General features: G+C 44.6%; 21 protein-coding genes. 12 read left to right on the top strand and 9 right to left on the bottom strand.

From position 1 onward, the window contains the following. Positions 1-191: 191 nt before the first annotated feature. The 5 genes from R7P64_RS19570 to R7P64_RS19550 form a co-directional block, all read right to left on the bottom strand. On the bottom strand, positions 192-962 hold the full coding sequence (locus R7P64_RS19570) for a sulfite exporter TauE/SafE family protein (RefSeq protein ID WP_047102688.1): 771 nt from the start codon (positions 960-962) through the stop codon (positions 192-194). 81 nt (positions 963-1,043) lie between these two features. After that, the gene (locus R7P64_RS19565; RefSeq protein WP_054728525.1) at positions 1,044-1,559 is read right to left on the bottom strand and encodes an adenylate kinase; all 516 of its coding nucleotides are present in this window, start codon (positions 1,557-1,559) and stop codon (positions 1,044-1,046) included. 279 nt (positions 1,560-1,838) lie between these two features. Then, positions 1,839-3,365, bottom strand: coding sequence for a tripartite tricarboxylate transporter permease (locus R7P64_RS19560; RefSeq protein ID WP_005388177.1), 1,527 nt, complete (start codon positions 3,363-3,365; stop codon positions 1,839-1,841). Between the two features lie 19 nt (positions 3,366-3,384). Then, positions 3,385-3,879, bottom strand: a complete 495-nt coding sequence (locus tag R7P64_RS19555) for a tripartite tricarboxylate transporter TctB family protein (RefSeq protein WP_005388179.1) — start codon at positions 3,877-3,879, stop codon at positions 3,385-3,387. A 238-nt stretch (positions 3,880-4,117) separates the two neighbouring features. After that, the gene (locus R7P64_RS19550; protein ID WP_005388181.1) at positions 4,118-5,089 is read right to left on the bottom strand and encodes a tripartite tricarboxylate transporter substrate binding protein; all 972 of its coding nucleotides are present in this window, start codon (positions 5,087-5,089) and stop codon (positions 4,118-4,120) included. Between the two features lie 266 nt (positions 5,090-5,355). Between R7P64_RS19550 and R7P64_RS19545 the strand changes: the two genes are divergently transcribed. The 10 genes from R7P64_RS19545 to R7P64_RS19500 all read left to right on the top strand — a co-directional run bounded on the left by R7P64_RS19545 (position 5,356) and on the right by R7P64_RS19500 (position 18,848). Next, on the top strand, positions 5,356-5,754 hold the full coding sequence (locus tag R7P64_RS19545) for a GFA family protein (RefSeq protein ID WP_017633774.1): 399 nt from the start codon (positions 5,356-5,358) through the stop codon (positions 5,752-5,754). 264 nt (positions 5,755-6,018) lie between these two features. Then, positions 6,019-6,732: a GntR family transcriptional regulator gene (locus tag R7P64_RS19540; protein ID WP_005377279.1), complete on the top strand. Its 714-nt coding sequence runs from the start codon at positions 6,019-6,021 to the stop codon at positions 6,730-6,732. Positions 6,733-6,744: 12 nt separating this feature from the next. Then, entirely contained in the window at positions 6,745-7,641 is an 897-nt protein-coding gene (gene prpB / locus R7P64_RS19535) for a methylisocitrate lyase (protein ID WP_005388185.1), read from the top strand. A 132-nt stretch (positions 7,642-7,773) separates the two neighbouring features. Continuing rightward, entirely contained in the window at positions 7,774-8,916 is a 1,143-nt protein-coding gene (gene prpC / locus R7P64_RS19530; protein ID WP_005377283.1) for a 2-methylcitrate synthase, read from the top strand. Between the two features lie 156 nt (positions 8,917-9,072). Further along, positions 9,073-11,664: a Fe/S-dependent 2-methylisocitrate dehydratase AcnD gene (gene acnD, locus R7P64_RS19525; protein ID WP_318123858.1), complete on the top strand. Its 2,592-nt coding sequence runs from the start codon at positions 9,073-9,075 to the stop codon at positions 11,662-11,664. A 9-nt stretch (positions 11,665-11,673) separates the two neighbouring features. After that, positions 11,674-12,870 (top strand): 2-methylaconitate cis-trans isomerase PrpF, encoded by a 1,197-nt coding sequence (prpF, locus tag R7P64_RS19520; RefSeq protein ID WP_318123856.1) that lies wholly within the window; start codon positions 11,674-11,676, stop codon positions 12,868-12,870. Between the two features lie 77 nt (positions 12,871-12,947). After that, positions 12,948-14,825: a propionyl-CoA synthetase gene (locus R7P64_RS19515; RefSeq protein ID WP_213874499.1), complete on the top strand. Its 1,878-nt coding sequence runs from the start codon at positions 12,948-12,950 to the stop codon at positions 14,823-14,825. A gap of 189 nt (positions 14,826-15,014) precedes the next feature. Next, a complete protein-coding gene (locus R7P64_RS19510; protein ID WP_005377290.1) occupies positions 15,015-15,494 on the top strand; it encodes a GNAT family N-acetyltransferase in 480 nt (159 codons plus the stop codon). A gap of 191 nt (positions 15,495-15,685) precedes the next feature. Further along, a complete protein-coding gene (locus tag R7P64_RS19505; RefSeq protein ID WP_318123854.1) occupies positions 15,686-17,017 on the top strand; it encodes a trypsin-like serine protease in 1,332 nt (443 codons plus the stop codon). 385 nt (positions 17,018-17,402) lie between these two features. Next, complete coding sequence (locus R7P64_RS19500; protein WP_256903295.1) at positions 17,403-18,848, top strand: bifunctional NUDIX hydrolase/phosphatase PAP2 family protein; 1,446 nt, start codon at positions 17,403-17,405, stop codon at positions 18,846-18,848. Positions 18,849-19,008: 160 nt separating this feature from the next. Here R7P64_RS19500 and R7P64_RS19495 read toward each other — a convergent pair whose 3' ends face one another. Continuing rightward, positions 19,009-19,818, bottom strand: coding sequence for a Cof-type HAD-IIB family hydrolase (locus R7P64_RS19495; RefSeq protein ID WP_318123898.1), 810 nt, complete (start codon positions 19,816-19,818; stop codon positions 19,009-19,011). Between the two features lie 216 nt (positions 19,819-20,034). On the opposite strand from R7P64_RS19495, the gene queE reads away from it, so the two are divergent. Next, positions 20,035-20,685: a 7-carboxy-7-deazaguanine synthase QueE gene (queE, locus tag R7P64_RS19490; protein ID WP_005377296.1), complete on the top strand. Its 651-nt coding sequence runs from the start codon at positions 20,035-20,037 to the stop codon at positions 20,683-20,685. A 309-nt stretch (positions 20,686-20,994) separates the two neighbouring features. Here the strand turns inward: queE and queC are convergent, their stop codons facing one another. From queC to eamB, 3 genes are all read right to left on the bottom strand, one after another. Beyond that, a complete protein-coding gene (gene queC, locus R7P64_RS19485; protein WP_005377298.1) occupies positions 20,995-21,651 on the bottom strand; it encodes a 7-cyano-7-deazaguanine synthase QueC in 657 nt (218 codons plus the stop codon). A gap of 67 nt (positions 21,652-21,718) precedes the next feature. After that, positions 21,719-22,057 carry a helix-turn-helix domain-containing protein gene (locus tag R7P64_RS19480; protein WP_005388200.1) on the bottom strand — a complete coding sequence of 113 codons (339 nt, stop codon included), beginning with the start codon at positions 22,055-22,057 and terminating at the stop codon, positions 21,719-21,721. Positions 22,058-22,365: 308 nt separating this feature from the next. After that, positions 22,366-22,950 (bottom strand): cysteine/O-acetylserine transporter, encoded by a 585-nt coding sequence (eamB, locus tag R7P64_RS19475; protein WP_005388201.1) that lies wholly within the window; start codon positions 22,948-22,950, stop codon positions 22,366-22,368. Positions 22,951-23,062: 112 nt separating this feature from the next. On the opposite strand from eamB, the gene R7P64_RS19470 reads away from it, so the two are divergent. Beyond that, positions 23,063-23,962, top strand: a complete 900-nt coding sequence (locus R7P64_RS19470) for a LysR family transcriptional regulator (RefSeq protein ID WP_137282042.1) — start codon at positions 23,063-23,065, stop codon at positions 23,960-23,962. Positions 23,963-24,307 lie beyond the last annotated feature (345 nt).

Raw genomic sequence — 24,307 nt, 5'->3', positions numbered from 1 at the left:
GCGACGAAGGAGCGTGATACAGGATCTTCTATCCGAGCACTTTGTGATCAAAATGGTTTCATTAGCCGCTCAGTGTAGTGCTATTAGATTCCTAACCTCGCTGGAGTGACACAAAAAATCGTTAAGCTATCTGCATTAATCTTTCGCGCTGGTGTTTTTGTAGGAGTGTTATCCACTTGTACAAGTTTTGCTTAAACATAAACATCAATGAAAAAGTAGATAGTGATGAGAATAGAAGAAAGAGCAACAAACCCTTTAACATGATTGGGATTCAGTTGACGAGATACACGAGCTGCAAGATACCCACCTACCAACGTACCGACCAAAACAACACTACCTGTGTGCCAATCAATGGAGCCATTGGCAACAAAAATCACGATAGCAATGAGTGAAACACACGTAGATACGAGCAATTTCAAACCGTTCATTAAATTAATGTCTTGGTGACCAGCTACTACCAGATAACTCAGAACAATAACCCCTAAACCTGCGTTGAAAAAACCACCGTAAGCAGAGACACCAACAAGTAGTAAACCCAACGCGATTGCTCCGAGTATGCCAGCATGTTTGTGCTCTTTCGCGACAGTTTTGATTAGCATTGTTAAACGAGAACCGGTGAGAAAAAGCACGGTGGCAAATAAGAGTAACCAAGGGATGGCTTCCATAAATAGCGATTCTGGCGTGTTGAGCAACAGATATGCTCCGACAGCGCCGCCGACTAAACTGAATGAGACTGTGAACAGCAGTTCATGCTTGTTCTTCATGATCTCTTCTCTGAACCCGACGGCTCCACTAATGTAACCCGCACATGAAGCATATGTGTTTGTTGCGTTAGCCATAATAGGAGGAACACCAACTGCCAATAGAGCCGGAAAAGTAATAAAGCTTCCGCCTCCCGCTATGGAGTTAATGATCCCACCAATTACGCCAGCAATGAATAAAAGTGAGAGTTCTAAAAGCATAAACAATCCTTGTTATGTTCTTTTTCATTGTTAGAGCTTCAGATGATCTAACCTACATGCTCTAATGTTCTGATATGAGGTTTACTTTACCCGCTCTAAAACAAAATTGTTCAGTTCTGTAACGTTTTTGATGACATGAACGGCTTTACTTTGAGAGTACCCTTCGAGGCGATACATAAAGTCATCATTCCAGAATGCGGGGCATTGCTGAAGAACTTTGTAGCTTTGTAACGTTCCTTTCAGTACCGAACTACCATCAGGCCAACCTTCAGGTTTTATGAATAGTCCTTTAAGGAGACGTTTCGTCACAAACCAATAGCTTACGGAGTATGGTAGATCAATATAAATGAGAGTATCGGCTGCATCTAAACGAGCGTTGAAAGAGCTGATCGGTCCAAGGCCATCTATAATCCAACGATCTGAGCTTAGTATATTGCTATGGGCTTCATCAAAAACGTTACGCTCGACGGGATCACCGTTTGGTTTATAGACTATTGAATCTAATTGATGAAGAGGAAGACCGGTAGCAGACGCGATTGCTTTACTTACCGTCGATTTTCCACTGCCGGGTTTACCAAAAACTGCTATTTTTTGCATTGTGACCGCCTCCAAGAGAGCTTTTCCCATACGGTAGAGACAGAAAACCCACCGCTATGGGTGGGTTCGATAAATACTGAGCGCATCAAAAAATCCCACCATTCCTATGGAATGATGATAATTCGTTGGTTAAGTTGCGCTAAGTGTGTGTTCATACAATCACCTTCATATAACGACAGTGATTTGTCAATACCATCTGCACAATAAGCGAACGATTTGGAGGGCGGAAGATAAAGCCATCACGATGGATGGCTTTATCTAGGTTGAAAGAGACAGCGATTACTGCTCAACGCTGACTGGCTGTGCTTTAAACTTTTGAATCAGCTTTACGATTAGTGGACTTGCCAATACCAATACAGCTAAAACAGTAAAGGTAAGGGTAATAGGACGCTCCCATAGGAAACTCAGTTCTCCATCTGAAATCATTAATGCGCGGCGTAAGTTCTCTTCCATTAATCCTCCAAGGATGAAGCCCAGCAATAAAGGTGCGAGCGGGAAGTTAGCGAGCCGAAGTGCAATGGCAGCCATAGCCACAATCAGCATCACGAACACATCCATAGTGTTAAAAGAGACCAAATAAACCCCGGTGATTGAGAAGAATAAAATCATCGGTAGAAGCACCGTTCTCGGAACCGCCAAAAGCTTTGAAATGTACGGAATTAATGGTAAGTTCAGGATCACAAGTACGATGTTGCCGAAGTACATGGAAATGATCACTGACCAGAACACATCTGGGTGTTCAACAAATAGGCGAGGGCCAGGTTGAATACCATAAGCGATCAGCGCACCGAGCATTATTGCTGTTGTACCAGAGCCCGGAATACCAAGCGTTAATAGCGGTACAAATGAACCACTAGATGCTGCATTGTTCGCAGACTCTGGCGCAACCAAACCACGGATACTGCCTTTACCGAACTCATCCTTTTTCTCTTTAGGTGCGAGGTTGCGCTCCATACCATAGCTTAAAAAAGCAGCAATGGTTGCCCCTGCGCCAGGAAGAACGCCAGTGAAGAAACCTAATATTGAAGAGCGAATTGAAACAGGCGCAACATCTTTGATTTCTTCCTTGGTCACTTTCATTGAGCCAATGTTGCTCAGCTTTTCTTGTTCTTCATCGCTGGTGTCTTTTGATGGTTTAAGGATGCCCATCAGTGTCTCACCCAGTGCGAATGTCGCCATTGCAAGCAACAAGAAGCTAAAGCCATCCATTAAATCCGTTAAACCGAAGGTAAAGCGTTCAACGCCTACGCCTTTATCGATTCCAACTGTAGATAGCATCAAACCAAGAATGGTCATCATCCACGCTTTGATTACCTGACCTTTCCCCGCAAAAGCCGCGACTGCTGATAACCCAAGTAGCATCAACGCAAAATAGTCCGACGATTGGAAGCTAAGGGAGACGCTAGCCAATGCTGGTGCGGCAACAAGCAACATAATGGCAGATAGCGTACCGCCAGTGAAAGACGAATAAGCTGCCAAAGCTAATGCTTTACCTGCCTGGCCTTTTTGAGCCATTGGGTAGCCGTCGAATGCTGTGACCACGGTTGAAGAACAACCCGGCGCGTTAATTAAAATCGACGATGTAGAACCACCAAATACCGCACCGTAATAAACACCCGCCATTAAAATAAGGCCAGAGGAGGGCTCTAGGCCATAAGTAATTGGGATCATCAAAGCAATGGCTGAGATCGGCCCAAGTCCAGGTAACATGCCGATAAATGTACCGACGAAGCAACCAACGATCACCATCATAATGTTCATTGGCATAACTGCGGTGGATAAACCTTGTAGAATTCCATCTAACATAATTCAGTCCTTTCTTTGACTACCAGATGGTGAAAATCAAACCCGGTTCGAGATAGATGTCCAAACCTTGGGTGAGTAATAAGTAGAACGCGATCACGAATGGAAACGACGCGCCAAACAGAACGGGTTTACGTCTTTCCCCGAGCAGATAAAAGCCAGCCAATAAAAAGAAGCCAGTAGCTATCACAAAACCTAGATAAGTCAGGCCCACTCCGTAGAGCGCCATTAAAATTAAAAAGGCAATCAGTAACTTCCAATTGAAGGTCAGCACTGCGCCACTTTGTTTGTCTGGTTGTCCTGTCACCAGCAATAGCAAAGAAAGGCCGACACCAACGTAAGTCAGGATGGTTGGCAGAGTACGTGCGGTGAATGGTTCATACTCATCACCTGGAAACAATGGAATTTGTGAGGTTTGATAACCGTAGCAAAGACAGAAGAGTAGAAAGATCATTGCGCCGACGCGGTCACGACAGAGCAAATACTCTTTGGTGAAAAAGTTGGTTGAACGAGGCATATTCAACTCCTAACAAAAGTAAAAAAGACCGCATATGGACGTCAATGAATAAACTAAACCATTAACAATTAAGCATTTCGCTGCTAGTCGAGCCGCTTTGGGTATATAAACAAAGGAGTGTGCATGCCGATTGTCGACAATGTCCATATGCGGTGAAACTTAGAGTGCAAATACAATGGGGAAATACCAACCTACGTTATTCATTGAGGTTGGTATCTGAGGGACCCCAATTCGACTGTTACTTCAGGAAGCCTAACTCGCGCATTAAGTCACCCATCTGTTGCTCTTGATCTTCAAGAAACGCGAAGAATGCTTTATCCGCTTTATAGTTGTCGATCCAACCATTGCGGTCTCGAACGACTTGCCATTCGTCGGTGTTATACATTTTAGTAAATGCGGCATTCCATTCATCTAGCTTTTCTTGGCTTGTGCCTGGTGCTGCAAAGAATCCACGCCAGTTAGCAAAGACAGTTTCATTACCATATTCGGTGAGAGTTGGAATGTTAGGCGCAGCTTCTAAACGTTTTGGTGCTGTAATCGCTAACACTTTCACTTGCCCAGACTTAGACATTTCGAGTACTTCACCTAGCCCTGTAGAGAGCAGTTGTGTTTCGCCTGAAAGTAGGGCTGCCATGGCTTTTCCACCTGCATCATAGGCAATGTAACGAACTTTACGCGCATCAAAACCTTCACCTTTGAAAGCTGCTGCTATAACCAAATGATCCATAGAACCGCGAGCAGAGCCACCAGCAACCTTCACCTTACGTGGGTTTTCTTTAAAAGCTTTAACGACATCTTCCCAAGAGCTGTAAGGAGAATCGGCTGATGTAACAATGGCGCCATAATCGGCAACCGTTGCGGCAACAGGAGTCAAGTCGCGGAAAGATTGTGGGAAGATCCCACTGAGCGAGCGAACGACGATCGGTGTTGAGTTCACCATGAGTGTATCTTCTTGACGATCAGCCGTTTCAATCAAATGTGCGATTGCTTTGCCACCGCCACCACCAGATAGGTTTTGAAATGATACGGTTTCGACGATGTCCGACTTTATTAATACATCACCAGTACCTCGGGCGGTCATGTCCCAACCGCCACCGGCACCTCCAGGGATAAGAAAGTGCATTTTTTCAATATCTGCAGCAAGAGCGTTGAATGAAAATGAAGCTGCGATGATTGAAGCGGCGAGCGTTGGTTTGAGTACCTTTAACATGTTCACGTTCCTTATGTTAGCGACTCTATTTAGTTGAGCCTTATTGTTTTTGCTCAGTTGTCATGCCTTGTAAGCGTTAAAGCTGAACTTGGTGTAAAGGTTAATTAAGTGTTAAATATCTGTCTGTAAAAGAGATATAAAGAGAATATTGAGCATTTCGGTTATTTTGTTCATAAAGTTCACGGCGAGAAGTTGGTGTTAGGTCACGCGGCTTTACGCTTTGGTAGGCCATAATAAAATGACGGAAAATGAACGAGGAAAAGAGAATGAAAGGGACGTGTTTGTGCGGCGCAATTGAAGTCATCGCTGAGGTTAAAAATGAGGTTAGCCTGTGCCATTGCTCTATGTGTCGAAAATGGTCGAGTGGCGCACTTCATGCGGTGCATTGTGGGCCTAACGTGACGTTTAAAGGTGGCGAACCTAAACGTTATCAGTCGTCAGACTGGGGAGTGAGGGGGTTTTGCGGTGAGTGTGGCACAAACCTTTTCTATCATTTGTTGCCGACAGGTGAGTACATTCTTTCCGCTGGTTTGTTCGATAACCCAGATTTCAAACTCACTTTAGAGATTTTTACCGATGAAAAGCCAGCTTATTATGACCTCAATTCCGCTTCACAAAAGATGACTTCGCAACAAGTCTTTGATCAATTTGTACCTAAAGAATAGTTTTTTATCCGATTATTGTTCGACAGCTGAGCTTTTAGTTTTTAGATCATAAGCTTAAAGGTTTACAAGTTGTCGACAATATGAGTTCCCCATTCTTTATTTCTGCTAAAAACGGCACTTAATGGGCATTTTAGGCCAATTTAAATTACGACCTTAGTCTAAATTGTCGACAATTTACTTGATTGTCGACACTTTGATCGACTACTTTATATTCAGGTTAAGAAATTGTAGACATTTCGATGTCGGTAACAAGAGTATCTGAATATGAACTCTGAGTTGAAAGCTCGTTATAAAGTGCTGGGTTCTGAGAAAGAACACACCAAATCCGAAACGCTGACCGAAACACTCATTGAAGTCATTGTTAATGGCGACGTGAAGCCTGGCCATAAGATATCAGAGCCTGAGCTAGCAAAGAAATATCAAGTCAGTCGTGGGCCTTTGCGTGAAGCATTGATGCGCTTAGAGGGGCTAGGGCTCATCGAGCGAATTCCTCATGTTGGGGCTAGAGTGACCACTTTTTCTCCGGAAAAGCTGATAGAACTTTATGCCGTTCGAGAAGCATTGGAAGGCATGGCGGCAAGGTTAGCTGCGCGACACATTACGCAAGAAGAGCTCTTGAGCTTGGAAATGCTATTGTCGACACATTCCAAGCATATAGACCAAATGGAAGGCGCGTCTTACTTCCATCAACATGGTGACTTTGATTTTCACTATCGCATCATCCAAGCGAGCAGAAACAGTAAGTTAATATCTCTGCTGTGTGATGAACTCTATCACTTATTACGGATGTATCGTTACCAGTCGCCACGTGCGCAATCTCGCCCGAATGAGGCGCTCACCGAACACAAATTCATTTTGGAAGCCATTCGCAATCGCGATGAAGAGCTTGCAGAAATGTTGATGAGAAGACACATATCAGGAAGTCGAAAGCTCATCCAATCTCAAATTATACATACAGAAAGTTTAGACAAAGACTAGAAGGAATTCGTCATGAGCTTAACACCGGGAGCGAAATTCAGACTCGCCATTGAACAAAATAATCCACTACAAATTGTCGGCACTATAAACCCGTATTGCGCCATGATGGCAAAAAACTTGGGTCACCAAGCGATTTACTTGTCTGGTGGCGGTATCGCAAATGCTTCATACGGATTGCCGGATCTCGGTATCACAACATTAAACGACGTTTTGGTTGATGTTGACCGTATTACTAACGCATGTGATTTGCCTCTTTTGGTTGATATCGACACGGGCTTTGGCGGTGCATTTAACATTGCTCGCACGATCAAAGCGATGGAAAAAGCGGGCGCGGCAGCGGTGCACATGGAAGACCAAGTCGCACAGAAACGTTGTGGTCATCGTCCGAACAAAGCAATAGTCAGCCAGCAAGAGATGGTTGATCGTGTAAAAGCCGCGGTTGATGCACGCAATGATGAAAGTTTCGTGATTATGGCTCGTACTGACGCGTTAGCTGTTGAAGGCATGGACAGCGCAATCGAGCGCGCGATTGCGTGTGTGGAAGCTGGCGCAGACATGATCTTCCCAGAAGCGATGAACAAGCTGGACCAGTACCTTCAGTTCTCAAATGCGCTTGAGCAAGCGACCGGAAAGCACGTTCCTATTCTGGCGAATATTACAGAATTTGGCGCGACACCGCTGTATGGCTGCGATGAGCTAGCGAAAGCAAAAGTGGACATGGTGCTTTATCCATTAAGTGCGTTCCGTGCCATGAACAAAGCTGCTGAAACGGTCTACAAACATTTGCTAGAAGTGGGTAATCAGGAAGCACTGGTTGATTCGATGCAAACACGTAAAGAGTTGTATCAGCACCTGAATTACCACGACTACGAAGACAAACTTGACCAGTTATTCTCTGAAGGGAAATAGCGGGGGAAAAGCAAAAATAAACGGAAGCCCAAGAAAAAGATAATCGGAATTTATCTCATCTAATAACGTGAAATTCGTTTGGCTAAAAACACCCCAGAGAGGGAAAAGTCAGATAGAAAAGGAGTTCAAACAATGTCTCAAACTGCAGAAAAGAAAGCAGAATTAGGTGGCGCAGGCCTTCGTGGTCAAAGCGCAGGAAGCACAGCTTTATGTACTGTCGGAAAAACGGGAACTGGTTTAACTTATCGTGGATACGATATTACTGATCTTGCGAACAACGCACAGTTTGAAGAAGTGGCTCACCTTCTGTTACGCGGTCACTTGCCGAATCAACAAGAACTTGATGCGTACAAGACACACCTACTCAGCCTTAGAGGTTTGCCAGCCGAGCTAAAACAAGCTTTAGAGTTGATTCCTGCAAGCGCACACCCAATGGACGTAATGCGCACGGGTTGTTCTGTATTGGGTAACCTAGAGCAGGAAATGAGCTTCGAGGAGCAACTGAAAGCAACCGAACGTATGCTTGCCTTGTTCCCTGCCATCATCTGTTACTGGTACCGCTTTAGTCATGATGGCGTGCGTATCAACACAGAGGATCAGACTGAAGATTGCATCGGTGGTTACTTCTTGCGATTACTTACAGACAAAGCGCCATCTGCGCTGCACAAACAAGTGATGCATTGCTCGCTCATTCTTTATGCTGAACATGAGTTTAATGCTTCTACATTCGCAGCACGCGTTTGTGCATCAACGTTGTCAGACATCCATTCTTGTATCACGGCAGCAATCGGTACGCTTCGTGGACCACTTCACGGCGGCGCAAACGAAGCGGCGATGGAAATGATTGAAGATTGGCAAACGCCCGATGAGGCGGAAGCGAACATCATGAAAATGCTAGCCAATAAAGACAAGATCATGGGCTTCGGTCACGCGATTTATCGTGAAAGTGACCCTCGCAACGCCTTAATAAAACGATGGTCCAAAGAGCTATCGAAACAAGTTGGTGATACTCATCTATATGCGGTTTCTGAGCGTGTTGAATCAGTGATGAAGCGAGAGAAAGGTCTGTTCTGTAATGCGGACTTCTTCCATGCATCGGCTTACCACTTCATGGACATTCCAACCAAACTATTTACCCCAATCTTTGTGATGAGTCGTTTAACGGGCTGGGCTGCACACGTTTATGAACAGCGTGCCAATAACCGTATTATTCGCCCAAGTGCCGATTATACGGGCCCAGATCATCAAGAATGGGTGCCTATCGAGAATCGCTAGCGCGAAGGTCAACGAGGGCATTATATGCTTTGGTTGACCACCTCCTTCCTTTGTCATTCTCTCTAACAGAGGAAGGAGAACCTCTCATCACTGTGTTTCTGGAGCAATGGAAAACCTTGATGAAGGCAAGATGTAAAGACTGAATGGAAGCAAACCATGAACACAAATATTAATACCCAATATCGTAAGCCGCTTCCGGGAACTCAACTGGATTATTTTGATGCACGCGAAGCCGTCAATGCCATTTCTCCTGGAGCCTATGAAACACTCCCTTATACCTCTCGCGTGCTAGCTGAGCAACTGGTCCGTCGCTGTGACCCGAACACATTGACAGATAGCCTGAAACAGTTAATTGAACGCAAACGCGATCTTGATTTTCCTTGGTATCCAGCACGCGTTGTTTGTCATGACATTCTTGGTCAGACCGCTCTAGTCGATTTAGCGGGTCTACGCGATGCCATTTCAGATCAGGGCGGCGACCCTGCAAAAGTGAACCCAGTGGTTGAGACACAATTGATCGTTGACCACTCTTTAGCGGTTGAACATGCGGGCTTTGACCCTGATGCCTTCGACAAAAACCGCGCGATTGAAGAGCGCCGTAATGAAGACCGATTCCACTTTATTGAGTGGTGTAAAACAGCGTTTGAAAACGTCAGCGTGATTCCAGCTGGGAATGGCATCATGCACCAAATCAACTTGGAAAAAATGTCTCCTGTGGTACAAGCAAAGCAGGGCATTGCCTACCCTGACACCTGTGTGGGTACGGACAGTCACACGCCTCACGTAGACGCTCTTGGTGTTATTGCGATAGGTGTCGGTGGTCTGGAAGCAGAAACCGTCATGCTTGGCCGACCATCAATGATGCGTCTACCAGATATTGTCGGTGTCAAACTGACGGGTAAACGTCAACCGGGCATTACCGCAACGGATATTGTCCTCGCGATTACTGAGTTTCTGCGTAATGAGCGTGTGGTATCTTCGTATCTTGAATTCTTTGGAGAAGGCGCACGTGATCTAACGATCGGAGACCGCGCAACGATTTCAAACATGACACCAGAATACGGCGCAACAGCTGGCATGTTTTATATTGATGAGCAGACCATCAATTACTTGAAACTAACTGGTCGAGATGAAGAACAAGTTGCTTTAGTAGAAAATTACGCAAAACAAACCGGTCTTTGGGCAGACGATCTTGATAGCGCAGTTTACGAGCGCGTACTTGAGTTCGATTTATCATCAGTTAGCCGTAACTTGGCTGGTCCGTCAAACCCTCATCGTCGTTTACCAACTTCTGAGTTGGCACAGCGCGGCATTTCTGGAGCGTGGGAAGAGAAAGAAGGCGAGTTGCCAGATGGTGCAGTGATCATCGCTGCTATTACCTCATGTACGAATACTAGTAACCCAAGAAACGTGGTTGCTGCTGGCCTTGTCGCGAAGAAAGCCAACGAACTTGGTCTTGTACGTAAGCCTTGGGTGAAATCGTCTTTTGCTCCGGGTTCTAAAGTTGCACGCTTGTATCTGGAAGAAGCGGGCTTATTACCAGAGCTAGAGAAGCTTGGCTTTGGCATTGTTGGTTACGCATGTACAACTTGTAACGGTATGAGTGGTGCGCTGGATCCAAAAATCCAACAAGAGATCATCGACCGTGATTTATATGCGACAGCGGTGCTTTCTGGTAACCGTAACTTTGATGGTCGAATCCATCCGTACGCCAAACAAGCTTTCTTGGCTTCACCACCATTGGTTGTCGCTTATGCGCTAGCGGGTACGATTCGTTTTGATATCGAGCGCGATGCGCTTGGCACGGACCAAAACGGCAAACCAATTTATCTCAATGATTTGTGGCCAAGCGATGAAGAGATCGATGCAGTTGTCGGTACTCATGTTAAACCTGAGCAGTTTAAGCAAGTTTACATTCAGATGTTTAAGCTGAATGATCAAGAGCAAAATCCCAACCCGCTGTACGACTGGCGTCCGATGAGTACCTACATCCGCCGACCACCGTACTGGGAAGGTGCGCTAGCGGGAGAAAGAACATTGTCTGGTATGCGTCCATTGACGATTCTGGGCGACAACATCACCACTGATCACTTATCACCATCCAACGCGATTCTCGCAAGCAGCGCAGCAGGTGAATACTTAGCGAAAATGGGTGTGCCAGAAGAAGATTTCAACTCTTACGCGACTCACCGTGGCGATCACTTAACGGCGCAACGAGCGACCTTTGCTAACCCGAAACTATTTAACGAAATGGTGAAAGAGAACGGTGAAGTGGTTCAGGGTTCTCTGGCGCGTGTAGAGCCAGAAGGACAGGTGGTTCGTATGTGGGAAGCGATTGAAACCTACATGAATCGTAAACAACCATTGATCGTGGTGGCTGGCGCGGATTACGGTCAGGGGTCATCCCGTGACTGGGCAGCAAAAGGCGTTCGACTGGCGGGCGTAGAAGCCATTGTTGCTGAAGGCTTTGAGCGTATTCACCGTACTAACTTGGTTGGCATGGGCGTACTACCACTGCAATTTAAGTCGGGCGTTAACCGCAATACGCTAGAGCTGGATGGTACGGAACTTTACGACGTGGTTGGAGAAATCAAGCCGGGCGCTGATTTAGCGCTGGTTATCACACGCAGCAACGGCGATAAAGTCGATGTTCCGGTCACCTGTCGCTTAGATACCGCTGACGAAGTGCATGTGTATAACGCGGGCGGTGTTCTGCAGCGTTTCGCGCAAGATTTCTTGGCACAATAAGGAGTGCGTATGTCAAATAATACTCCGAATCAAACAAGCCAAATAAAATTGCCCGCGACGTACATGCGTGGCGGCACGAGTAAAGGTGTCTTTTTCAACCTAGAGGATTTACCTCAAGAAGCGCAAGTGGCTGGAGCCGCACGTGACAAACTGTTGCTACGCGTTATTGGCAGCCCTGATCCTTACGCGAAGCAAATTGATGGCATGGGGGGCGCGACGTCAAGCACCAGTAAAACAGTGATTGTTTCGCGCAGCAGCAGAGCCGATCACGATGTTGACTACTTATTTGGTCAAGTGTCGATCGACAAACCATTCGTCGATTGGAGTGGTAACTGCGGCAACTTGTCTGCGGCAGTTGGTCCCTTCGCCATTCATGCTGGGCTGATTCCACAAGACCGCATTCCAGAAAATGGAATTGTGACGGTGCGTGTTTGGCAAGTGAACATAAGCAAAACGATTTTGATTCACGTGCCAATCGTCAATGGTTTCGTCCAAGAAACCGGAGAGTTTGAACTCGATGGTGTCACGTTTCCAGCGGCAGAAATTCAAGTGGATTTTGTTGATCCTTCCGATGGCGAAGGAAGTATGTTCCCAACGGGTAACTTAGTTGATGATTTGGTGGTGCCGGATGTGGGTACGTTCAACGCGACCTTTATTAACGCGGGCATACCAACCATTTTTATTGATGCTGAATCGATAGGATATCAGGGCACCGAGCTGCAAGACGATATCAACAACGATGACACAGCATTAGCGATGTTCGAATCCATCCGCGCATATGGCGCGTTAAAAATGGGCCTGATTTCTGATTTAGAAGAAGCTCAAACACGCCAACATACGCCGAAAATAGCGTTTGTTTCTAAACCGAAAAGTTACCTGTCTTCAAGTGGTAAAGCCGTTAATGAGTCGGATATTGATGTGCTCGTTCGCGCGCTGTCGATGGGCAAGCTACATCATGCAATGATGGGAACAGCAGCCGTTGCTATCGCTTCTGCTGCGTGTGTGCCCGGAACGTTAGTGAATTTAGCCGCTGGTGGCGGTGAAAAAGAGTCCGTGACTTTTGGTCACCCGTCAGGAACGTTAAAAGTTGGGGCACAAGCGAAGCAAACTGAGCAGGGCTGGGTGGTGCAAAAAGCCATTATGAGCCGAAGTGCGAGAATACTGATGGAGGGATTTGTGCGTGTACCCTTCTATGTCTTCGATTAAAAGAGACGATCTTTGGATTAAAAGAGCGATCTTTGAGTAGAACGAGAGCAATGTCAGGACATACTGGAGGAAGCAATATGTCTTCATACGAAAAAGAATACTTATGGGCGAAGAATGAACCGGAGAGTTTTTGGCGCGCTCAAGCGGAGAATATCGATTGGTTCGAATCTCCTAAAACTATCTTGAAATCTGATGAAAACGGCATAGAACGTTGGTTTCCAGATGGTGTAATGAATACGTGCTGGTTAGCATTAGATTACCATTGCGAGCAAGGACGCGGTGATAATACTGCACTCATTTATGACTCGCCAGTGACAGGTCGTAAAGCCACGTACACCTATAGCGATCTACGTGACCAAGTAGCAAAAATTGCTGGCATGCTGTCTGCTCAAGGTGTTGAAAAAGGCGACCGAGTCGTTATTTATATGCCGATGATCCCAGAAGCCGCAATGGCGATGCTTGCCTGCGCGCGTTTGGGGGCGATTCATTCCGTAGTATTCGGTGGTTTTGCACCTAATGAGCTTGCTGTACGAATTGAAGATGCAGAGCCGAAAGTGATCATGACGGCGTCGTGCGGGATTGAGATCAACAAAGTCATTCCATACAAACCAATGGTAGACAAAGCCATTATGGACAGCCGTTGGAAGCCTGAGAAAGTGTTTGTTTTCCAACGTCCAGAGTGCGACGCTGAGCTAAACCAAGATAGAGACTTAGATTGGCAGCGAGAGTACAACCAAGCGCTGCCACATGGTTGTGTTCCGGTGTTAGCAACCGAGCCGCTCTACATACTTTATACATCGGGTACGACAGGTAAGCCGAAAGGCGTTGTGCGTGATAACGGTGGTCATGCTGTCGCGATGAAGTACTCCATGAGCGCAATCTATAACATTCCTCAAGATGGCGTCTTTTGGGCGGCATCTGATGTGGGCTGGGTAGTAGGGCACTCTTACATTGTTTACGCTCCACTGATTCACGGTTGCACTACTATCCTATTCGAAGGCAAGCCTGTTCGAACACCGGATCCTGGCGCATTTTGGCGAGTGTGTGATGAATATAAAGTAGATGCGTTGTTCTCTGCACCAACGGCGTTTCGTGCGATTAAGAAAGAGGACCCGGAAGGTGAGCACTTAAAACAGTACGACTTGTCGAATCTGAAAACCATCTTTATGGCGGGAGAACGCCTCGACCCTCCGACACTGGAGTGGGTTCAGAGCAAAGCGGACAAGCCCGTTATTGACCACTGGTGGCAAACCGAGACGGGCTGGGCCATCGCGGGCAACCCGACAGGTGTCGAAATGATGCCAGTTAAAGCTGGTTCTTCGACGAAGCCCATCCCGGGTTATCAGGTCGAAATTCTGAATGAACTTGGAGAGGCTGTCGGGCCTAACCAACAAGGCTTTGTCGCATTAAAACGTCCGCTACCACCAAGTTGTCTGCCAACGGTTTGGCGTAATCATGACCGTTTTGAAACTGGTTATCTTAGCCAGTTCCCAGGCTACTACGTGTCAGGTGATGGTGGCTATCTGGATGAAGACGGTTACCTGTTTATTATGGGACGTATTGATGACGTGATTAATGTCGCGGGACATCGATTGTCGACAGGTGAAATGGAAGAAATAGTAGGAGGCCACCCAGCGATTGCAGAATGTGCGGTGGTTGGTATCCACGATGATCTAAAAGGTCAGCTTCCACTTGGCTTTGTGGTACTAAAAGACGGCGTCAAAGTGGATGAGCTAGACCTTGAAGGTGAGCTTGTGGGCAAAGTGCGTAGTGAGATAGGTGCAGTTGCTTGCTTCAAGCATGCGTTGGTTGTAGACCGTTTACCGAAAACACGTTCAGGTAAAATTTTGCGTCGAACTATACGTCAAATAGCTGATGGTGAAAAATACACCGTTCCGTCAACGATTGATGACCCAAGTAGCTTGAACGAAATTGAGCGAGTGCTACGACGCTGAGAAAAACTCAATTCTAACTAACCCCTGATCCTCGAACTCTGTTGGTTGGTTCTGCCTCTGTACGTTTATTAAGTGCAGGGGCCTTTTTGTTGTTCAAACAGTACAAACGTATCGTGAAAGCATTTGTGACTTGCCAATACGACGTTTTCCTCACAAACTACAGCCATTCCATTTTTAGTGACCCTTTGTATGACCACGTTTGCGATTAAACCTGCGTGTTTTAGCGACCTAGAGTTGCTCAACGATCTTATGTTCGAGCTTCATGATGAGCATCATCTTCAATCTCCTGAGCTTTTCAAAACGGCAGAGGAGATAGAACAAGAAAAAAGCATTGCTCGATATATTGACGACCCTGAGTGCCTTGTTTACGTAGCAAAACAAGGAGATGAAATTATTGGCTTTATCTCTGGTCACTTCTGTGAACTTATTTCTACCGTCAGCCAGCCAGTTATGATGGGAAGTGTGGATGAGCTCTATGTGCTGCCTGAATATCGAAAACAAGGTACGGCGCAGGCATTGATTAATAAAATTGAGTCAACGTTCTCTGATTACGGTGCAAAACAGATGTTTGTTGAAGTATGGCATTTTAACCAGGGCGCAATATCTTTGTATGAAAAACAAGGATTTGCACATCATATCCACTATTTAAGAAAACCGCTGAACGAATAATCGTATTTAACTTTAATATTGTGATTTAGGTTCTATCGAATTGAAATCATTCAGTTCGTCAATAGACTTTTCTCTATAAGTTGCTCGCAATGTTAACAAATTGATATGCACCCACATTGGTATCGGCGTTTTTGTCTGCTTGTTTATTAGTAGCACGAGGATCGTGCTTACAAAAACAAGAGGACAATATTTTGAAACTAACAAAATCGTTACTTGCTTTAGCCGTTTTGCCAATGTTCGCAAGTGCTGATGATTTGTCTCAGACGCAAAATCACACTATCCAACCCCAGATCGTAGGCGGAGTAACTGCCGACCCACGTGACTGGAAATTCTACACCCAAATTGTTAGTCGTTATGGTAACCGATCGTATTGTGGGGCCAGTTATATCGGGAATGGTTACGTCCTGACTGCTGCACATTGTGTTGAGGGTGATTCTCCGAGTCAGATTGCGGTTAAAATCGGTGGCGTTGTTTATAACGGTAGTGACGGTGTTCGTGCAAACGTCAGTGAGATCCATATGCACCCGGCATATCGCCGCGCGACGCTTTCTCATGACCTCGCGGTATTGAAGCTCGACTCTGTGCCTCAAGGTGTTTCTTCAGTTGAGATTGCGAATGGCAGTCTAACGCAATACGCGAGCATCGGAGATTGGCTTAGTGTTGCTGGCTTAGGGCGAACTTCTGAAGGAGGAAGCTCTCCGTCTCGATTGCAAGAGGTTGACGTCCCACTTGTGTCGGATATGACTTGCCGTCAAGCCGGTGGCAACTACGCAACGGTTGGAGAAGTGTCATTCTGTGCGGGTATTCCTCAAGGTGGGATAGATTCTTGTCAGGGAGATAGTGGTGGTCCAATCGTCATTAATCGCAGTGGTGTAATTACTCAACTTGGTGTGGTCAGTTGGGGAATAGGTTGTGCTCGTCCTGGTATGTATGGGGTTTATAGCGATATCGCTGCTATGCGCAATTTTGTCGATGGTGTTATCGGAACAGCAACACTACCAAAAGAGAATGTTTCTGTTGGATACACCACCGAACAGACACTGGCATCATTTAATGTTGGGGAGTTACAGCAACATAGCTTTGTTATCCAGAATTCAGGGAGCACCACGTTCACTGTGGAAAATGTTCGCGCGTTTGCTTCGGGTGTTACTGATGCAGCTGTTATTGCCAATGATCAGTGCTCTCAGGCGACGTTAGCAATGAATGCAAGTTGTCGTGTTGATGTTGAATTTGGTGCTACTCAGAGTGGAGAAGCAAGAGTGGCTTTGAACTTCAACGTTGATAAGACCAGCACACAATACCAAGCGTTAGTATCCGCTCAAGCGAAAACGGTGACAACGCCTCCCACAGATAGCTGTACAACTGTATGGCAAGCCAGCTTAGTGTATCTCAAAGGAGATACGGTTACTTGGAATGGTAAAGTTTGGCAAGCGCAGTGGTGGACTCAAGGTGATAATCCAGCAGACTCAGGGCCTTGGGGTGTTTGGCAAAAAGTAGGCGATGCGAATTGCAAGTCTAACTAACGATCGGGCCAGTGAATTTGATTCGTTGACCATGAGATAAGATTCATTCTTGGTTTCAACGATCAGTACATAGTTATTATAACTGGGGTTTATTGTTTGCGAATAATAAGCCCTTTTTTATTGTGTCAACTATGAGAACCCACAAAATGTGTATGACTTTGTCCTGACGTTATCTTTATATAACTGGCAGAATTGCGATCAACATTTTATGTTTTGTCTGATTTTTGTCAGGTTTGCATTAAATTATTCTCCAGTGAGCGTTGAGATCAGGTTTTACGCGATCAACTCAGTTTGGCATAACTCGTTACTTAATTTTTGTCGAAAAAGATAAGATTAACTGCCATGATTCATTGGTTATCATTATGTTTATTTAAGGTCATATTTTGTGTTGAGACAGCTGTTATTACTCATCCTTTGTTTTATTTTGTTACCTGTTTCACCGATTTCTACGGCTAAAGCCACTGCGAGCGAAGTTAAAGGAGCGCTCTGTATTGTTCGCGCTGATGACAAGTTAGTGCTAGTTCATGAAGTATTAACGGATAAGATTTCTCTACCTGGCGGAACCATTATTGATGGTGAGTCTCCACAAGTTGCTGCTCAACGAGAAACGTGGGAAGAAACCGGTATAGTGGTTACGGTTGGAGAGGAGCTTGGCAGAACGGACACTGCGGTTTTTTACGACTGTATATCAGACTCTGACATTATCGCTTTTTCTATGAATAATTCTTTAGGTGGAAATGAACTGCCTATTTGGTTTGCCCCTCATTATGGAGTAGAAGTTGCGTCAGCGATGTTGCTTAGCCCATCTGAATTACCATCATCTTTATATCGTTATCCTGAGCAATGGCCACAAGCCACTCAGTTTTTTGATCAAGCTACCAAGCAATCAGTATCTTATGTGACTCAGTTGATCGAATCCGCGCCTTCATTTCGTCAGGTTGAATTGGCGTGGCTGATAGATTTACAGAGTTGGGTAGGGGCGTTGTCAGAAACGAGTTACGAGGTAGCTAGTCAGATCTCGAAACTCGTTATAGATCTGACAGAACCGACGGTACTACTCTTTCTATTTCCTTTTGCCATGATGCGCTTTGGTAGCCAGTTTGTGTACCGACTCTTTTTCGCAATTAGTGCAACTTCGCTTATGGTGCTTGTCGCTCAACAAGGCTTTTCGTTACCGCGCCCACATGTCTATATACCAATGATGGAGTTAACGCACAGCTTTGGCTTTAGTTTTCCTAGCTTGCCTATCGCTGTGTGGTTTTGTGTTCTGACGTTCTTGTTTCATAGAACCCAGTATTTTGGTTTGAATGGAACAACGGCAGTCTTCGTGTTCATCACTCTTACAGTGGTGTTAGGTAAGTTTTTCCTCGGCAGTGCCTTTATTTTAGATATGTTATTTGGCGCGCTGTTAGGCAGCTTGGTGGCTTGGCATGTTCTTCGACTGGAGACAAATCAAGATGTGAACGTTGATCAAGTTCTAAGCTCAAAAGGCGTCTGGTTCATTATGACTGCGGCAACATCGGTCATCTCCGTCATCTGGCCATTACCTGTGTTTGGTCGCTGGCTAGCAATTTTAATCACTGCATCAGCGTTGGTCATGACATTTAAAGAGTCGAAAGCACATTTAGATACTCGGCAGATGATCTTTGTGACGCTGGCATTGTTGCTTGTTGATCAACTCTATTTGTACTCGGCTAATATCGTATCGTTTAGCGGTTTGTGGTCATTAGTCTTGTCGACGTTACATTATCCATTATTAATGTTGTTATTTATGCTGCTTGCAAGGAAGCTGACTTGTGAAAACCAACCGAGCAAAACGTTGCTAGATTGATGGCTGTATTTGTTATCTATTAGTATTTGAGTAAAAACAAAGCCTTGCATTACAGCAAGGCTTTTACACGTTTAGTCCACGAACAACGCCGCTTGCCTATCTTGGACGGCTAGGGATGTTAAACGTAAGAAGCTTAACGCAACAGACATGGCGGAAAGGGCTATGCATTGAGCACGAACTTTTCTATAGCTTTAGCGACACCTTGCTCATCATTACTTGCCGTAATGTAGTCAGCGATTTGCTTGGTTTCTTCCATTGCATTTGCCATCGCGATACCAAGGCCAGCGTATTTCAGCATGTGGTGGTCATTTTCTGCGTCACCCATACAGATAACTTCTTCCGGTTTAATTCCCAGATACTCGGCAATTGCGGCAACACCAATACCTTTGTTGCTCGCAGGGTTAAGAAACTCAAGGAAAAACGGAGCGCTTTGAACAACCGTAAACGCTTCGCGCATTTCAGCTGGCAGTGCTGCTATAACTTCTGTTAGTTTGCTTGGCTCTGCAACCATCATAGCTTTGATGATTGGATGATCGTCTTCTAGTGATTCGAAGTTCATCTCGGTGACATTTAAGCCATTTATCTTTGCTTCAATATCGGTGTAAGGGTTGTGTTCGTTGGTGATTAAACCATGAACTTGACTAAAAGCATGGACGTACGCACCTAGCTCTTCGGCTTTTCGCGCCACCAATTTTGCAGCTTTACCATCTATGATTTGCTGGTGGATGATGTCGTTTGTGCCTACGTTCTTGACCATCGAACCGTTGTAGTAAAGAACAAAATCTCGATCGGAATGGATATTCAGTTCGTCGAGCTTGTCTTGCATTCCTTCTAATGGGCGACCAGAAGCGAGAACGACAGTAACGCCTGCTTCTCGAGCTTTTGCGATCGCTTGTTTGTTTTCTTCAGAAATGGCTTTATCACTATTGAGTAGCGTGCCATCCATATCTAGTGCGATCAGTTTATACATCATTTCTTACCTTAAAGTTTTTTGGGAGCTGTCAGTGAATAAGGCTTGGTTTAACGTTAACCAGAAACCTATATTCATTACGCTATGAAACTACAAAATGGTCTATTTTAACAATTAATTTTTGGTTTAAATTGACCTAGACACGCGTGTCCATTATGGTCTTCGCCTCGAAATGTTATGAGTTGAGTGAGTTCTGCGTTGTATAAGCTAAATGAGATGTTTGAAACCATCCAAGGGGAAGGGGTTTTCACTGGAGTCCCTGCTGTTTTTGTTCGGCTTCAAGAGTGTCCGGTTGGTTGCTCATGGTGCGATACCAAACAAACGTGGTATGCAGATGAGAATGATCAACGTCAAATAGGCGATATTCTGGTGAAAACGGAAGATTCTCCGACGTGGTGTGTTGCATCTGCCGAGAACATCGTAGAGCAATATCAACAGCAAGGCTTTAATGCTAAGCATATCGTGATTACTGGTGGAGAGCCTTGTATTTATGATCTGCGCCCTTTAACAAAGGCGTTTGAAGATATGGGGTGCCAATGCCAAATTGAAACCAGTGGCACATCAGAAGTGATTACTTCAGAAAATACGTGGGTGACAGTGTCACCAAAAGTAGCAATGAAAGGTAAATTACCAGTGCTTAATAGCGCGTTAGAGCGGGCAAATGAGATTAAGCATCCAGTCGGTACCCAGAAAGACATCGACCACCTTGATGATCTTTTAGCAAATGCGAACGTGGCGGCTGAGACTATCATTGCACTACAACCAATTAGCCAGAAGCCTCGTGCTACGCAATTGTGTATTGATACGTGTATTGCCCGCAATTGGCGTTTGTCTGTTCAAACTCATAAATATTTGAGTATTGCTTAGACGAGAGACTCGTCATCATTCGAGGTAGCTTTTCTATCTAATCCCGGTTTCGCGAGTAATGCCGTTGGTAGCTTTGCTATCGAAACATTGTCGATATATCTAAACAATTTATAGCGTTGTAAAAGCTAAGCAGTGTTGGCTGTTGTGGTGTGGTGCTATCTTTGGTTCGACAATCGTTTCGCATTTAATTGATGCCACCAATCTGGCGGCATCAAAATGAAGCTCTGTTGGCTGGAGTTTCACGCTGAGATAAAACGTTTAGAAGCTAACGCAAAAGGTTTTATCCACCGCTATTACCGCTAACAAAGACTATTTGCTCGCTAAGTATTCTTCTAAGCCGCTTTGTCGCAGTAGGCACGCTGGGCATTCACCACAGCCTTTACCAACGATTCCGTTGTAACATGTTAAAGTATTGTTTTGGACAAACTCCAACATATTATGCTTATCAGCTAGAGCCCAGGTCTCGGCTTTAGTAAGCCACATTAAAGGAGTCTTAATATTGAAGGCTTTATCCATACCTAAATTGCAAGAGAGATTTAGAGAGCGAATAAAGTTGTCTCGGCAGTCAGGGTAACCACTAAAGTCTGTTTCGCAAACTCCCGTAATGATGTCTTGAATGCCAAGCTGGTAAGCATGGATACATGCGTAAGTAAGAAAGAGAATGTTTCTCCCTGGAACGAATGTATTGGGTACGTTAGCGTCGCTTAAGTCATTAGATACCGGAATGTTGTCTCTTGTCAGAGAGCTTATCGCTAACTCATTAATTGATTTTACATCCAGGACTTTGTGGCTTTTGATGTTAAGTTGCTTACCTAGTTCGATAGCGATATCTATTTCATCTGAATGACGCTGGCCATAATCAAACGTTATAGCATGAACTTCATCATATGTATTTAATGCATCGATTAAGCAGGTCGTAGAGTCCTGCCCACCGGAAAAAACCACAAGTGCTTTTGTTGTAGCCATGTTGAACCCTTAGTTATGCTCTTTGATTCTTTGGTATTGATACGTATTCTTAGGCGTTTAATCCCAATTACGTACTCGACTTCGTGGCGATTGCGTCTGCAATCAGCTGGGCTGTGCTCTCAAGCACTCTTTGCTTGTCATCATTTGACAGCTTGTGGAGATTCACAGCAAGTTCAGCGGTGATTTCATCTTCACAAAAAAAATAGTTTAGAGGCACGTTTAGCTCATCTGCGATAAGTTTGAGCGTTTTTACGTCGGGAGTATGGCGCTCCCTTTCGTATTGATTCATCCTTGCACTTGCAGAACTATCATCCATGCCGATACGGATGCCCAGTGCTTTTTGGGACAGATTCGCTTGTTTACGCGCATGCTTAAGGCGGGCTGGGAGTGGGTTATTAAACAACACTTAAAGTTCATACGAAGGACTTGGATGACTAAGATTATCTTAGTTTTTCTGATTTGTGTATACTAAGTAATGCTTAGTTATTGCCGAGGTCGCCAAGGCCGTGTCTGTAAAACTAAAAAAGATTTCGTATCTTTAGGTTGATTAAGTGACGTTGAATCTACTTCTTCAAAAACTGCCGTATGAAGGAGTGGGAGGAGCGAGTAAGGGCACGAGAAACCGCAGCGATTTGTAGAGCAGAATTTGCTCTTCACATAAACGTAGTCGTCTAAGTTGAAGAGCAATATTGTTCTTGATGATCAACTATATACTTAAGTAAATAACTGTGTCGCACAATAGATCAGAGCTGCTGCTAAGCTCATATTTATGACTTTGCCATATCTCTGGAATTGCGATTGAAGTAGCTTTCCTGCAACGGCCCAAACTACGTTGCTAAGGAGTGCGATCAAAGCAAGAATGAGGCTAGTCGCTAAGATCCAGTAGATATTCTGAGTGTGGGGCAGTACGAACGTAGAAATAGAGGTAATTCCATAAAGAATGATTTTCACATTAACGAACTGCAAACCGAAACCTGTTAAGAAACTGATACCTTTAGAATTATCCGATGAAGTTTTGATCTCACTCGTAGCAAGCCCCCAAGCCAACCAAACAATATAAGCTGCTCCAATCCATGTTAGCCAAGGTGTAATCACCGGCAAGAGGCTGATCATGTTATACGTGAAAGCGCCACAAAGTAGCATCAAAACAACATAGCCACAAAACATCCCCGAAATCACTTTTGTTGAGCGTTTTAGTCCATATTGCGTCGCGATGCTGAGCGATAAAATGTTGTTTGGCCCTGGTGTAATTGAAGTAATGATTACGTAAGTAAAAAATGCGGTGTAGATGGCGGTCATCTCTATCTCTCCTGTTTTTACTGCACTATACTTCGCTACAATTGATTAAAAAATTGAATAAATTAAAACTTAGACTTTTAATTTATTGAACTGTTGGTTGTGGAGTCTAGTCATGAATCTAAAACGCTTTCTTACTTTTAAAGCTATTGTTGAAGAAGGATCGTTTCTAAAAGCGTCACAGAAGCTTTATTGCACGCAATCAACCGTCACCTTTCAAATCAAGCAGTTGGAACAAGATCTGTCTCTGCAGCTGTTCGAAAAAATAGGGCGTAAGATGGTTTTGACTCAAGCAGGAGAAAAGATACTGCCTTACGTCTATGAACTGGCGCGAGTGATGGAAAATATTGAGGGAACAGCACAGCAAGAAAACTCGGAGCCGACCGGTGAATTGAAAGTGCTGGTTGCTGAGACTCAACTTGCTTATAAGATGGCTAATGTTTTAAAAGAGTTCAGGATCAGAGCGCCCAATGTTCGACTCTCTCTGCAATCACAAAATTGCTATCAGATTCGAGATGAGTTGATAGCGGATAAAGCTGATTTAGGTGTGTTTTATCGAGTTGGTAATGACGATACGCTCAAGGTCCACGAGTTTGAGCACGAGCCACTGGTATTGGTTGCTTCACCGCTTTTAAAAGGGCTAGATTTAAAGAAGAGAGAGCAACATATTGATTTAGGGTTTATAAGCAATGGCCCTAAGTGCCTTTTTCGACAGATGTTTGAGAGCATTATTCAGGAGCGTGATATTAGCATCGACAACATGATCGAACTTAGCAGTATTAATACGATCAAAAACTGCGTTGAGAGTAATATTGGTATCTCTTATTTACCTCGTTTTACGGTTGAAAAAGAGTTGCAAGAGGGCAGTTTACAAGAGCTTGAGTTCACCGAATTTTCACAGATGATCAAGCCACTTTGTGCTTATCATGCTGGGAAGTGTGTGACGCCGGCGATGGAAGTCTTTATTGATTGTATGCGTAACGAGTATGAACGGTTTTCTACTCAGAGCCGGTGATCTTTAATATGTTCTATCTGACATAGTTTCGTTTTTACTCCTTTTTACTTTTTAAGTGGCTACTTCTAATTTATTGATTTTTATTGCTTTGTTGTGAATCCGACTGTTGTGGGATGATAAATGGGATCTGATGTGAAGAGCTATTTATTGACGGAAAGAGATAAGATATAAAAACGACGGCGTGTGATAACTAGATTAGATAAGGTTACATAATTAACAGTGTAATAAATGCCATTCTTTATGGATTATTTTCAACGAGACTTAATTGTTACGGTTCGTTATTATTAACTCGTTAACGCATCCATTGCTAGGAAGTTAACTTACGCATATTGTTTTTTTCATCAT

This window comes from Vibrio sp. 2304 (assembly GCF_033339475.1).
GTDB classification, from domain to species: domain Bacteria; phylum Pseudomonadota; class Gammaproteobacteria; order Enterobacterales; family Vibrionaceae; genus Vibrio; species Vibrio alginolyticus.
The sequence above is the reverse complement of the archived record's forward strand: the minus strand, read 5'-3'. Positions and strand labels throughout refer to the sequence as shown.